Annotated in this window: 14 protein-coding genes; 1 reads left to right on the top strand and 13 read right to left on the bottom strand. The window is 68.7% G+C overall.

What is annotated here, in order from left to right; all coding sequences use genetic code 11:
* Nucleotide 1: 1 nt before the first annotated feature.
* The 12 genes from KIT25_08425 to KIT25_08370 form a co-directional block, all read right to left on the bottom strand.
* Nucleotides 2-148 carry a hypothetical protein gene (locus tag KIT25_08425; GenBank protein ID UYN96939.1) on the bottom strand — a complete coding sequence of 49 codons (147 nt, stop codon included), beginning with the start codon at nucleotides 146-148 and terminating at the stop codon, nucleotides 2-4.
* Between the two features lie 110 nt (nucleotides 149-258).
* Nucleotides 259-1,782, bottom strand: a complete 1,524-nt coding sequence (locus KIT25_08420; protein ID UYN96938.1) for an NAD(P)/FAD-dependent oxidoreductase — start codon at nucleotides 1,780-1,782, stop codon at nucleotides 259-261.
* Nucleotides 1,783-1,864: 82 nt separating this feature from the next.
* Nucleotides 1,865-2,308, bottom strand: coding sequence for a hypothetical protein (locus KIT25_08415; protein ID UYN96937.1), 444 nt, complete (start codon nucleotides 2,306-2,308; stop codon nucleotides 1,865-1,867).
* A gap of 35 nt (nucleotides 2,309-2,343) precedes the next feature.
* Nucleotides 2,344-3,216, bottom strand: coding sequence for a 3-hydroxybutyryl-CoA dehydrogenase (locus KIT25_08410; protein ID UYN96936.1), 873 nt, complete (start codon nucleotides 3,214-3,216; stop codon nucleotides 2,344-2,346).
* Between the two features lie 16 nt (nucleotides 3,217-3,232).
* A complete protein-coding gene (locus KIT25_08405; GenBank protein ID UYN96935.1) occupies nucleotides 3,233-4,168 on the bottom strand; it encodes an FAD-binding protein in 936 nt (311 codons plus the stop codon).
* 2 nt (nucleotides 4,169-4,170) lie between these two features.
* Nucleotides 4,171-4,920: an electron transfer flavoprotein subunit beta/FixA family protein gene (locus tag KIT25_08400; protein UYN96934.1), complete on the bottom strand. Its 750-nt coding sequence runs from the start codon at nucleotides 4,918-4,920 to the stop codon at nucleotides 4,171-4,173.
* A 146-nt stretch (nucleotides 4,921-5,066) separates the two neighbouring features.
* Nucleotides 5,067-5,663 carry a cob(I)yrinic acid a,c-diamide adenosyltransferase gene (locus tag KIT25_08395; protein UYN96933.1) on the bottom strand — a complete coding sequence of 199 codons (597 nt, stop codon included), beginning with the start codon at nucleotides 5,661-5,663 and terminating at the stop codon, nucleotides 5,067-5,069.
* 4 nt (nucleotides 5,664-5,667) lie between these two features.
* On the bottom strand, nucleotides 5,668-5,880 hold the full coding sequence (locus KIT25_08390; GenBank protein UYN96932.1) for a twin transmembrane helix small protein: 213 nt from the start codon (nucleotides 5,878-5,880) through the stop codon (nucleotides 5,668-5,670).
* 5 nt (nucleotides 5,881-5,885) lie between these two features.
* Nucleotides 5,886-7,316, bottom strand: a complete 1,431-nt coding sequence (locus tag KIT25_08385; protein UYN96931.1) for an FAD-dependent oxidoreductase — start codon at nucleotides 7,314-7,316, stop codon at nucleotides 5,886-5,888.
* Nucleotides 7,313-7,960, bottom strand: coding sequence for an HAD-IA family hydrolase (locus KIT25_08380; protein UYN96930.1), 648 nt, complete (start codon nucleotides 7,958-7,960; stop codon nucleotides 7,313-7,315). Before KIT25_08380 ends, KIT25_08385 begins: the two co-directional genes overlap by 4 nt.
* A 12-nt stretch (nucleotides 7,961-7,972) precedes the next feature.
* Complete coding sequence (locus KIT25_08375; GenBank protein UYN96929.1) at nucleotides 7,973-8,857, bottom strand: TauD/TfdA family dioxygenase; 885 nt, start codon at nucleotides 8,855-8,857, stop codon at nucleotides 7,973-7,975.
* 268 nt (nucleotides 8,858-9,125) lie between these two features.
* Nucleotides 9,126-9,548: a VOC family protein gene (locus KIT25_08370; GenBank protein ID UYN96928.1), complete on the bottom strand. Its 423-nt coding sequence runs from the start codon at nucleotides 9,546-9,548 to the stop codon at nucleotides 9,126-9,128.
* Nucleotides 9,549-9,656: 108 nt separating this feature from the next.
* Here KIT25_08370 and KIT25_08365 point away from each other — a divergent pair, with 108 nt between their 5' ends.
* On the top strand, nucleotides 9,657-11,105 hold the full coding sequence (locus KIT25_08365) for an amidase (GenBank protein UYN96927.1): 1,449 nt from the start codon (nucleotides 9,657-9,659) through the stop codon (nucleotides 11,103-11,105).
* On the opposite strand, the gene KIT25_08360 is transcribed toward KIT25_08365, so the two are convergent.
* Nucleotides 11,102-11,998 (bottom strand): LysR family transcriptional regulator, encoded by an 897-nt coding sequence (locus tag KIT25_08360; GenBank protein ID UYN96926.1) that lies wholly within the window; start codon nucleotides 11,996-11,998, stop codon nucleotides 11,102-11,104. The genes KIT25_08365 and KIT25_08360 overlap by 4 nt on opposite strands.
* Nucleotides 11,999-12,033 lie beyond the last annotated feature (35 nt).

The raw sequence follows: 12,033 nt of genomic DNA, 5'->3' as shown, positions 1-12,033 counted from the left end.
CTCAGCGGTTTCCGTTCGGGCGGCCGGGCGGCACGGCGACCCAGACCACGGCGAGGATCACGATGAGCAGCGCCACGATCTTGTCGTCGGTCGTCCAGAACTGGTCGGCGGCGGCGGCGCCGAACAAGGCGCCCAGGAACTTGTACACGGCATCCTCCACGAACGGAGGGGCGTCTTAGGAGCCGGCCGTTGCGCCGCGATTTCGCGGGTGCAGCGAAAGGTTTCGTGTGTTTCGCCGGCCGACGATCGTGCCGTCGATCAGGCCGTGACCCTGGCCTTGCCGTAGACGAAGGCCGCGTCGTCGAGGTCGATCTCCGGGAACTCGTTCTTCTCGTTCCAGTAATCCTGCGTGTGCTGCCATTCGCGCTTGTCGCCGCACTTGGGCAGCAGGTGCAGGCCGCGCGCGAGATAGCCCGGATTGAAGTTCTCGCTGTCGATCCAGGGCAGCAGCTTCATGTCCCTGTCCTCGGGCCGCAGCGCCACCTCGACCCGCTGTGCGCCCTTCGTCTTCATGTGGCCGAGCAGACGGCACACGAAGTCGGCGACCAGGTCGGATCGGAGGGTCCAGCTCGCGCGGAAATAGCCGAACACCCAGACCATGTTGGGCACGCCGGTAAACATCATGCCGCGATAGGTAACGGTCTCGGCGAAGTCGAGGCGCCGGCCGTCGATCTCGAAGTCGATGTCGCCCAGCACGTTGAGATGGAAGCCGGTCGCCGTGACGACGATGTCCGCCTCCAGTTCCCTGCCGGACTTCAGCAGGATGCCCCCGGCGGTGAAGCGCTCGATCTCGTCGGTGACCACCGAGGCCTTGCCGGAGGCGATGCCCTTGAAGAGGTCGCCGTCGGGCACGAAGGCGATGCGCTGGCGCCATGGCCGATAGCCCGGCGTGAAATGCGTGGCGATGTCGTAGTCGGGGCCGAGATGGGCGCGCACGCCGGCCAGCAGCTCCTGCTTCACCTTCTCCGGCTCGTCGAACGAGCGCTGGGTGAACACCGACTGGTCGAACAGGATCTTGCGCCGCACGATCTCGTGGATCCACGTCTCGTCGACCTCGAGCTGGCGCAGCGTGTCGGCGAGATCGATGGCGTTGCGCGCCGCGCGAAAGAAGGTCGGCGAGCGCTGCAGCATGGTGACATGGGCGCAGTCCCCGGCCATCGCCGGGATGAGCGTGGCGGCGGTCGCGCCCGAGCCGATGACGACGACCTTCTTGCCCCTGTAGTCGAGGTCGGTGGGCCAGGTCTGCGGATGGACGATGCGGCCCTCGAACGACTCCATGCCTGGCCATTGCGGCGTGTAGCCCTCGGAGTGGCGGTAGTAGCCCTGGCACATCCACAGGAAGCTGGCCGTGAAACGGACGGCCTCGCCGGTGTCGGTGCGGCGGCCCTCGATGGTCCATCGCGCGTCATCGCTCGACCAGCGTGCCGTGACGATGGTGTGGCAATAGCGGATATGGCGCGCGAGGTCGTTCTCCTCGATGACCTCGCCCATGTAGCGCAGTATTTCCTCGGCCGTGGCGATGGGCGCGCTGGTCCACGGCTTGAAGCGGTAGCCGAAGGTGTAGAGGTCGCTGTCGGAGCGGATGCCGGGATATTTGTGCGTGAGCCAGGTGCCGCCGAAGCTCTCCTGGGCCTCCAGCACGACGAAGCTGGTGCCGGGGCATTGGTGGGTGAGATGATAGGCGCCGCCGACGCCGGAGATTCCGGCGCCGACGATCAGCACGTCGAAATGCTCGGCGCCCTGGCTGGGGACCGGCGAGGCGAAGGCGGCTGTATCGGGCATGGGCAATTCTCCCCCATCCCGGCCCGGCCTGCCTATGACTTGTTGTCGCGACGTTCTGCGAGCTGGAACCGGTCCAGGGCCCCTAGCGGCGCTCGAGCTGGCATTCCTTCTTCATCTCGGCGCAGATGCGCAGGGCGGCGGCGACGACGCGCGAGGCGGTGCCGCCCTCGCCGGGCCGCGCGGTGCCCGCGATCATGAGCTGCGAGACCTGCGGGCTGAACTCGACCACGTGCAGCGTGGCGGTGCGGTCGCCCTCGGCGACCTGCAGGCGGCGGGCGATCGGGTCCTGCATGAGGATCATGAGCGATCGGTTCTGGCGGGCGTGCTCGAGCGCGACCTCATAGATCTTGCCGGCCGGTGCCTCGATGATGACCGCTGCGAAATCGTGCGTGCCCTCCTGCATGTGATGGATGCGGTTCAGGGCGGCACGCGCGGCCAGCGCCCAGGCCGTGTTGGCGACGGCGACCGGCACGGCGGCGAACGACATCGCCGCGACGACGGCGAGCAGAAGAAACTTTCTGGTCATGCAGGCCCCCCCCCCCCCCACAACGCGTCGAGCGCCTAGCGCGTCGGCACCGGTCGCTCGCCCGAGTAGTCGTAGAAGCCACGCTTGACCTTGCGGCCGACCCAGCCGGCTTCGACGTACTTGACCAGCAGCGGACAGGGCCGGTACTTGGAATCGGCGAGGCCCTCGTGCAGCACCTGCATCACCGAGAGGCAGGTGTCGAGGCCGATGAAGTCGGCGAGCTCGAGCGGGCCCATCGGATGGTTGGCGCCGAGCTTCATGCCGGTGTCGATCGCTTCCACGTTGCCGACGCCCTCGTAGAGCGCGTAAACCGCCTCGTTGATCATCGGCAGCAGGATGCGGTTGACGATGAAGGCGGGGAAGTCCTCGGCATTGACCGGCTTCTTCTCGAGCTGCACGACGACGTCGCGTACGGCGCGGAACGTCTCCTCCTCGGTGGCGATGCCACGGATCAGCTCGACCAGCCCCATCAGCGGCACCGGGTTCATGAAGTGCATGCCCATGAATTTGCCGGGTCGGTCGGTGACCGAGGCGAGACGCGTCACGGAGATCGACGAGGTGTTGGTGGCCAACAGGACGTTGGGCGGCAGGCCGACGCACAGCTTCTTGAAGATGTCGCGCTTGACGCCCTCGTTCTCGGTCGCCGCTTCGACGATCAGGTCGCAGTCGGCAAACTGCTTGTAGTCGACGCCGGTCGAGATGCGCTTCAACGCCGCGTCCTTGTCCTCGGGCCGGATCATGCCGCGGCCGATCTGGCGGTCCATGTTGCGGCCGATATTGTCCAGGCCGCTCTGCAGATGGGGCTCGTCGACGTCGGCAAGCCGGATGTCGAAGCCCTTCAGCGCGCAGACATGGGCGATGCCGCTGCCCATCTGGCCGGCACCGATGACGCCGATGCGCTTGATCATGACGCGATACCCCGCGCTACTTCTTGTCCACGGCGGCAGTCAACTCGGGCACGATCTGGAACAGGTCGCCGACAATGCCGTAGTCGGCGACCTGGAAGATCGGCGCCTCCTCGTCCTTGTTGATGGCGACGATGGTCTTGCTGTCCTTCATGCCGGCGAGATGCTGGATCGCGCCGGAAATGCCGACGGCGATGTAGAGATCCGGCGCCACCACCTTGCCGGTCTGGCCGACCTGGTAGTCGTTCGGCACGTAGCCCGCATCGACCGCGGCGCGACTGGCGCCGAGACCGGCGCCCAGCTTGTCGGCCAGCGCCTCGAGCAGCTTGAAGTTCTCGCCGCTGGCGAGACCGCGGCCGCCCGAGATGACGATCTTGGCCGAGGTGAGTTCGGGCCGCTCGCTCTTCGAGAGCTCGGCACCGACATAGCTCGACAACCCCTTGCTGCCTTCGCCGCCGATCTGCTCGATCGCCGCCGAGCCGCCGCCCACCACCGCCTTGAAGTTGGTGGGACGGACGGTCACGACCTTGATCTTGTCGGTCGATTGCACCGTGGCCATCGCATTGCCGGCGTAGATCGGCCGCACGAAGGTGTCGGGCGAGACGATCTGGATCGCCTCCGAGACCTGCGCCACGTCGAGCAGGGCCGCCACGCGCGGCGCCACGTTCTTGCCGACCGAGTCGGCCGCCATGACGATGTGGCTGTAGTTCGCCGCGAGCTTCACCACGAGCGGCGCGATGTCCTCGGCGACCCAGTTGGTGTAGGCCGCATCCTCGGCCTGCAGGACCTTGGCGACGCCCTGCAGGGCAGCCGCCGACTTGGCGGCCTCGCCGGCGCCGGAGCCGGCCACCAGCACGTGCACGTCCGAACCGAGCTGCGTCGCGGCGGCGACGGCGTTGGCGACGTTGGCGCGGACGGCCTTGCCGTCGTGCGCGGCGACCACGAGGATGGCCATGATCAGATCACTCCCGCTTCGTTCTTCAGCTTGTCGACCAGTTCGGCCACGGTCTTCACCTTGATGCCGGACTTGCGCTTGGGCGGCTCCTCGACCTTGAGGACCTTGAGCCGCGGCGCGACGTCGACACCCAGCGCGTCGGGCGCCAGCGTCTCGATCGGCTTCTTCTTGGCCTTCATGATGTTGGGCAGCGAGGCGTAGCGCGGCTCGTTGAGGCGCAGGTCGGTGGTGACCACTGCCGGCAGCTTGATCTTGATGTTCTCCAGCCCGCCGTCGACCTCGCGTTTCACCTCGGCCGAGCCGTCGGCGAGGCTGAGCTTGTTGGCGAAGGTGCCCTGCGACCAGCCGAGCAGCGCCGCCAGCATCTGGCCGGTCTGGTTGGAATCGTCGTCGATCGCCTGCTTGCCGACGATCACCAGGCCCGGCTGCTCCTTGTCGACCACGGCCTTCAACAGCTTGGCGACCGCGAGCGGCTGCAGCTCGGCGTCGGTCTGCACCAGCACGCCGCGGTCGGCGCCCATGGCGAGCGCGGTGCGGATCGTCTCCTGGCACTGCGCCGGCCCGGCGGAAAAGGCGATGATCTCGGTCGCGCCACCCTTCTCCTTGAGGCGGATCGCCTCTTCCACGGCGATCTCGTCGAAGGGGTTCATGGACATCTTGACGTTCGCCGTCTCGACGCCCGTGTTGTCGGCCTTGACGCGGATCTTGACGTTGTAGTCGATGACCCGCTTGACCGCGACCAGCACTTTCATCGCGTTGTTGCCTATTGGTGGGTTGGGCCGGACGACCTGCCCGGCGAAGGGATTTTCGTGTAGGGGCGTTCAGCCGATCATGTCAAGGCTATGGCGCGCTGCACAAAACCGCCCCGCGAAAAGTTTTACCAAGGCATTTCAATTCGTTAGGTCGCCGAACGGTTGCCGCCCGGAACCCACAGCACGTCGCGCGCGCCGTTGTCGTTGAGGCGGCGCGCGAGCACGAACAGGTGGTCGGACAGGCGGTTGACGTACTTGATCGCCTCGCCGTTGACCGGCTGCCCGGCGGCCAGCGCCGTCATGCGCCGCTCGGCGCGGCGCGCCACGGTGCGCGCCAGATGCAGCCACGACGACGCCTCGCTGCCGCCCGGCAGGATGAACGAGGTGAGCTCCTTCAGCTCGCCGTTCATCGCGTCGATCTCGCGTTCCAGCCGCGCCGTCTGCGCCGGCACGACCCGCAGCGCCTCGCCGCCGCCCTTGGCCTCGACGGTGCAGAGGTCGGCGCCGAGATCGAACAGGTCGTTCTGGATGCGGCCGAGCATGGCGTCGGTCTCGACCAGCGGCGCGCGGTCGCCGCCGCCACGCAACATGGCCTCTCGCGCCAGCCCGACGACCGCGTTCAGCTCGTCCACCGTGCCGTAGGCTTCGACGCGCGCATCGTGCTTGGCCACGCGTTCGCCGCGGCCGAGCGACGTGTCTCCCTTGTCGCCACCTCTTGTGTAGATACGCGTCAGCTTGACCATCGGCTCACGTCCGGCTCGCCAGGTACCACAGCAGGATCAGCACCAGGGTCAGCAGCTGCAGCCGCACGCGCCACCACATCAGACGGTTGCTGCGCCGTCCGCCTTCGACGGTCGACTCGCGATTGCGGCTCATCGACACCAGGCCCGCGAACAGCACGCCGAGCGTGGCGAGGCCCGAGAGGATGACGAGGACGAAAAGGACGTTGGCGACGGTCATGGGACCTACTTCTTACTCCCGTAGGCCCTGCCCGCGCCAACCCGCGCTTTGGCCCACGGACGCCGCGAGCGGTCGGGATCGCCGCCGACCGTCGTGCGCCACAGCGATGTCACGGCGAGCTCGGCCGACCACAGCGCGGCATGGACCGTGCCGTACTCGCCGGGCTCGGTCGCTTCGCCGGCGAAGAAGACGCGGTCGGCAAGCGGGCGGGCGTGCCGCTCGCGATCCTCGACCGGGCTGCCGACGCCTGGATAGGTGTAGCCGCCCCTCGACCAGGGATCGCTCAGCCAGCGCGGGAACACGAAGGCCTCCGGTTCGGGCACGCGATTGGCGCCGAACATCTTGCGCAGCGAGGCGACCGCGGCGTCCTTCACCGCCTCGTCAGGCGTCTCGAGGTCGTAGCGCCGCGCCGTCTGGCCGTTGGCGAAGCTCAACAGGATCGGCAGGCCGGTCTCCTCGTGGTGGGCGACAAAGGTGTTGAAGGTGCCGCGCCGATCGGGTGCGTCGGGCAGCCGGCCGAACCACTTCGATTGCGTCGGCCAGAACACCTCGGGGAAGCGCAGATAGATCTTGGCGAGGACTCCGGCACCGTAGCCGATCCGCTCGATGGCCTCCTGCTGCTGGGCCGGCAGGGGCGGCTCGAAGGACGGCTTGCCGGCGCGCAGCAGTGCGATGGGTACCGTCACGAGCGCGCGGTCCGCGGCGATCCTCTCGCCGCCCGCGAGAACGGCGGTGACGCCCTCGCCGCCCCATGCGATGCGCTCGACGGCCGCACCAAAGCGGATGTCGAGGCCGCGTGCGGCGTCGTCGAGCAGGGGCTGGAAGCCGCCCCTGGGCTGGGCATTGCGCTCGAGCCCCTCGGTCGGAAACCACTCCTCCACGGAGATCTTGTCGTAGAGCGAGCCGTGCACGCCCTCGCTTCTCTCCAGGTAGGTCGCCACGACCAGCCGGTCGATCTCGCGCAGCCACTTCGCGCCGAGCAGCGGATCGATCGCGTCCTTGACCGAGATCGAGCGCGGGCCATGAACTCGCGCCATCAGCTTGCTTTTCCAGCTCGACCAGGCGATCGCCGCGGCGAAGGCGCTGCGCCCCGGCACGGCGCGCCGCTGCTGGCCGTTGCGCGTGGCGGCGGTGGCGCGCGGATCGATCAGCAGGCGGTCGCCCTCCGATTCGATCAGCTTCACGCCCAACGCGTCGCACCACGATGTCAGCGGATTGCCGTCCACGCCATGCACCCACGATCCGCCGAGATCGAGCGGCACGCCGAGCCGCGAATCGGTCCACACCCGGCCCCCCAGCCGCTCGCGCGCCTCGAGCACGATGACCTCGAATCCCGAATCGTGCAGCAGCCGCGCCGCCACCAGCCCCGCCATGCCGGCACCGACGACGACCACGCGCTCGGCCTTGCCCGCGCCCATCGACCAGGAGCCGGTCATTCCAGCACCAGGCCCGGCAACTGCTTCATCTCGCTGAACAGGAAACCGCCCGCTGCCGCCAATCCGTCGCGATCGGCATAGGGCGCCGCGGCATAGGCGAACGGGCGCATGCCGGCGGCGCGCGCCGCCTCCACGCCGGGCACCGAGTCCTCGACCACCACGCAGTCGAATGGGTGGACGTTCATCGCCAGCGCGGCGTGCAGGAAGAGATCGGGGAACGGCTTGCCGCGCGGCACCTGGCTCGAGCTGAAGATGCGGCCGCCGAACAGCTCCCACAGGCCGGTGAGGCCGAGCGTGAAGCGCATCTTCTCCGGGGCGCCCGAGCTCGCCACGCAGGTGTCGAGGCCGGCGGCCTGTAGCGCGAGCACGGCGTCCTTCACGCCGGCGATCGGCCGCAGCGGCGCGTCGCGGAAGCTCTGGTAGGTGACGGCCTGCATCTTCTCGACGAAGTCGGCGGGCAGGGCGCGGCCGAGCTCGGCCTCGCAGATCTCGACGCAGGATTTCAGCGACCGCCCCATCAGGCGGCGCATCGTCTCCTCGACGCTCCACTCGAGGCCCACGGCCGCGAGCGCGCGCGAGAAGCTCGCGTTGGCCAGGGGCTCGCTGTCCACCAGCACGCCGTCGCAATCGAAGATGACGAGCACGCGGCGCTTTTATCAGAACGGCTTGTCGCCCGCGATGGTGACGCGGTTGCCGCTCCTCGTATGGGGCCAGTAGTCCCACAGGGCGCGGTGCTGGACGCAGCGATTGTCCCAGAAGGCGATCGAGTTCTCCCGCCAGCGGAAGCGGCACTGGAACAGCGGGTTTTCCATGTGCTCGTAGAGATAGCGCAGGATCCCCTCGCTCTCGTCGCGCGGCACGCCGACGAGATGGCGGGTGAAGCCGCGATTGACGTAGAGCGCCTTGCGCCGAGTGACGGGATGGGTGCGCACCACGGGATGCTCCGCGCGGGGATACTGCGCCTTCTCCTGCACGCCATAGTTCGCATAGAGGCCGCGATAGACCTGTTCGCCGTCGTGCACGGCGGTCATGCCCTCCAGATACTTCTTCATGCGGTCCGACAGGGCGTCGTAGGCGGCGTACATCGAGGCGAACAGGGTGTCACCGCCCCTGGGCGGGCATTTCTTTATGTAGAGGACGCTGCCCATCGGCGGCTCGGGATCGCAGCTCACGTCGGTGTGCCAGCCCTCGCCGTTGGCGCGCGGGCTGTCCTTGTCGGCATGGATGATCATCAGCTCGGGCCGGCCCGGCTCGTGCGGCGCGGCGGGATGGACGTGCAGGTCGCCGAACAGCCGGCCGAAGGCAACCTGCTGGTCGGGCGTGATGTGCTGGTCGCGGAAGAAGATCACGCAATTCTCGGCCAGCGCGCGATGGATCTCGTCCTGCTGGCGGTTGCCGAGCGGTCGGGCGAGGTCGATGCCGCCGATCTCCGCGCCGATGATCGGCGTCAGCTTGTCGACGCTGATGGTTTCGTAGGGCGCGCCCTCGTCCGCCGCATGGCGGATACGCGGGCCGGCATTGCCTCTCAGGGATCCCTGCATGGGTACCTCCGGCTCATCCACTCCAAGACGTCATTCTACGCCCGAATCGGCGCGGTCATGACAGAGATACTCTGCTCGCTTGAATCACGCCGCGGAATTCCGGGTCGAGATCGTTCCAGTCCACGACATCGACCTTGATGGGCAGGTCGCTCTCGGAAAACGCACTGCGCAATCGCGCCAGGGTGCCGAGATCGATGCCGCCCTCGCTTTCCAGCGCGACATCCAGATCCGAAAAGCGCCTGGCCGCCCCCCGGGGAGGGGGACCTGCCTAGCTGCCGAAGGTGACGTAGCCCTCGGGGCTGATCGGCCACGCCGGGTTCCAGGCGATCTCCCAGATGTGGTCGTCGGGATCGGCGAGGTAGCCGCGGAAGCCGCCGTGCGGCGGCGCGTCCGCCGGGCGCAGCAGCCTGCCGCCATGGTTCAGCAGGCGATCGATCGCCGGCTGCACCTCGTCGCGGCTGGCGACGTTGTGCGCGAGGCTGAAGCGGCCGAAGCCGGCCGCGAGCTGCTGGCGCGCATCGTCCTGCAGCGCCGGCAGGAGCCATGTCCCGAGCATCAGCCCGTTCATCTGGTAGAAGACGATCTCGGGCGTCTCGAGCACCGGCGCCCAGCCGAAGCCCTCGACGTAGAAGCGCCGGGAGCGCGCGAGATCGGCGATGCCGAGCGTGACGACCGAGATCTGCTGCTGCATGCGATCCTCCCAGGAATATAACCTCGTGGCATGACCTGCCGTCCGGAATGAATTTCCCGGCCCTCGCCCTCGTCCGGCATAGTCGCCGAGGGGAAAAGAAGGACATCCATGGCCGCACGTGACTACGCCGGCAAGAGCGTCGCCGAGATCGTCGGCGACTTCACATCGGGCAAGGTCGCCGCGCGCGACGTCGTCGAGGGCCTGCTGGCGCGATGTGCCCGGGCCGAGCCGTTCAACCCCATCGCCACGCTCGATGCCGACGGCGCGCGCACGACGGCCGACACGCTCGATGCCAGGCACGGGGCGGGCGGCAGCTTCGGCGCGCTGGCCGCGGTACCCGTCTCGGCCAAGGACCTGATCCTCACCAGGGGCCTGCGGACCGCCTTCGCCTCCCTCACCATGAAGGACAACGTGCCGGCCGAGGATGCGAGCGCCGTCGCCCAGTGGCGCGCCGCCGATGCCGTGCTGTTCGCCAAGACGACGACGCCCGAATACGGCCACAAGGTGCTGACCGACAGCCCGTTGCACGGCGTCACGCGCAATCCGTGGAACCGCGAGCACAGCTCCGGCGGCTCGAGCGGTGGCGCCGCGGTCGCGGTCGCGCTCGGCCTGGGACCGATCGCCATGACGACCGACGGCGCGGGCTCGGGCCGCATTCCGGCGGCGTGCTGCGGCATCTACGGGCTGAAGGCGACGCTCGGCCGCGTGCCGCACGAGATGGCGACGGACCAGTTCGGCCAGCTCACCTATCTCGGCGTCATGGCGCGCCATCCCGCCGATCTCGGCATCGGGCTCGCGGCAATGTCGCGCGGCGACGCCGGGGATCCGTGGTCGCTCGGCGCCGCCCGCACGCCCTTCGCCTGGCCGGCGGCGGCCGGTGGCGATATCATCGCCGGCAAGCGCATCACGGTGATCCGCCGCCTCACCGGCGGCTACCTGCATCCCGACAGCGAAGCCCGGCTCGATGCGGCCATCGCCTTCCTCGACGGGCGCGGGGCGAGGATCGCCGAACTCGACGGACGCGACGTCGACTGGAAGCTCGACGCCGCGCGGCTGATGCTGCGCGCCAACCAGATCACCCGCTTCGGCGCGCTGTTGTCGAGCCGCCGCAACGATCTCGACCCGTCCTTCGTGAAGACGCTCGAGGAGGGCGCCGCCGTCGACATCGCGACGCTCCGCCAGGTGCTGTTCGACCGCACCGCCGTCTTCAAGTCGGTGCAGCGGCTGTTCGCCGATGCCGACTTCCTGTTGACGCCGACGGTGGCGACGCCGGCGCCGCCGGCCGGCCAGGACCAGTTCGCGCCGCTGGTGGTCGACGGCAAGCCGATCGGCGATCTGCGCTCGGCGTGGTACGCCTACACCATCCCCTTCAACATGACGGGCCATCCGGCGATCAGCATACCCTTCGGGTTGGCGAAGAGCGGCCTGCCGATCGGCGTCCATTTCGTGGCACCGTGGTACGAGGAGGCGGCGCTGATCGCACTCGCGCAGGCGTTCGACCGCGAGAGCGGCGCGTCGGCACTGTTCCCGCCCGGCTTCGCTCCGGGCGCCGCCTAGTTCCAGGCCCCGGCCCTCAGATGCGCCTTCACCGCCTCGAGGAACGCGTCGGACAGCAGCGACGGCGTGCGAAAGCGCGGCCTGAGCGCGCGGAAGAGATAGCGGATGCGCGGCTCGAACGGCACGACGGCGACGGCGGGCGCGTAGTCGCGCGCGGTGAAGGGCTCGACGATCGACACGCCGGCACCGCGCGACACCAGCGCGCAGGCCTCGGCCGAGGAATAGACGTCGATCTGCAGGCGCCGCTCGACGCGCTCCTGCTCGAAGGCGGCGTCGATCAGATGGCGCATGCGGCCGTCGAGCGGGAACGACACGAAGCGCTCGCCGCGCAGGTCGGCGGGTCGGATCGCCCGGCGCCTGGCCAGCCGATGCTCGCGCGGCAGCACGCAGACGGCCGCGGCGCGGCTCAGCTCCTCGGCGACGATCGAGGGGTGCTCGAACGGCATCATCGAGAAGCCGAGATCGAGCTGCTGGTCGATGGTCTTCTGGTTGATGTAGGTCGAGCTGCGGACATGGAAGACGATCTGCGCGTCGCCGTGCCGGCGCAGGAACCGCGCCATCACGTCGGGCAGCACGGTGCGGCCGAGCGCCGGCGTCGAATAGACGTGCAGGTCGCCGACCTGCCGCGCACCGATGGCGCGTGCCATCTCGGTGATGCGCTCGAGGCCGCGATGGAGGCGGTCGGCCTCCGCCGCCAGCAGCCGCGCCTCGCGCGTCGGCGCCAGCCGCTTGCGCTCGCGGGAGAACAGCGGATAGCCGATCTCGGCCTCGAGTCCGGCCAGGATCTTGCTGACGGCGGGCTGCGAGACGCCCAGCCGTTCGGCGGCGGCGGTCACGGTTCCGAGTTCGAGCGTGGCGCGGAAGGCCTCGAGCTGGCGCGACGTGATCATCATAACCCCGGGGAATTGACCTGCCCGGAGAATGGCGG

Origin of the sequence: Enhydrobacter sp. (assembly GCA_025808875.1) — a bacterium.
Classification (GTDB): Bacteria; Pseudomonadota; Alphaproteobacteria; order Reyranellales; family Reyranellaceae; genus Reyranella.
The sequence above is the reverse complement of the archived record's forward strand: the minus strand, read 5'-3'. Positions and strand labels throughout refer to the sequence as shown.

Coding starts and splice junctions, on each gene's coding strand:
- KIT25_08420 (UYN96938.1), bottom strand. CDS start 1,782: ATGCCCGATACAGCCGCCTTCGCCTCGCCGGTCCCCAGCCAGGGCGCC.
- KIT25_08415 (UYN96937.1), bottom strand. CDS start 2,308: ATGACCAGAAAGTTTCTTCTGCTCGCCGTCGTCGCGGCGATGTCGTTC.
- KIT25_08410 (UYN96936.1), bottom strand. CDS start 3,216: ATGATCAAGCGCATCGGCGTCATCGGTGCCGGCCAGATGGGCAGCGGC.
- KIT25_08405 (UYN96935.1), bottom strand. CDS start 4,168: ATGGCCATCCTCGTGGTCGCCGCGCACGACGGCAAGGCCGTCCGCGCC.
- KIT25_08400 (UYN96934.1), bottom strand. CDS start 4,920: ATGAAAGTGCTGGTCGCGGTCAAGCGGGTCATCGACTACAACGTCAAG.
- KIT25_08395 (UYN96933.1), bottom strand. CDS start 5,663: ATGGTCAAGCTGACGCGTATCTACACAAGAGGTGGCGACAAGGGAGAC.
- KIT25_08390 (UYN96932.1), bottom strand. CDS start 5,880: ATGACCGTCGCCAACGTCCTTTTCGTCCTCGTCATCCTCTCGGGCCTC.
- KIT25_08385 (UYN96931.1), bottom strand. CDS start 7,316: ATGACCGGCTCCTGGTCGATGGGCGCGGGCAAGGCCGAGCGCGTGGTC.
- KIT25_08375 (UYN96929.1), bottom strand. CDS start 8,857: ATGCAGGGATCCCTGAGAGGCAATGCCGGCCCGCGTATCCGCCATGCG.
- KIT25_08370 (UYN96928.1), bottom strand. CDS start 9,548: ATGCAGCAGCAGATCTCGGTCGTCACGCTCGGCATCGCCGATCTCGCG.
- KIT25_08365 (UYN96927.1), top strand. CDS start 9,657: ATGGCCGCACGTGACTACGCCGGCAAGAGCGTCGCCGAGATCGTCGGC.
- KIT25_08360 (UYN96926.1), bottom strand. CDS start 11,998: ATGATGATCACGTCGCGCCAGCTCGAGGCCTTCCGCGCCACGCTCGAA.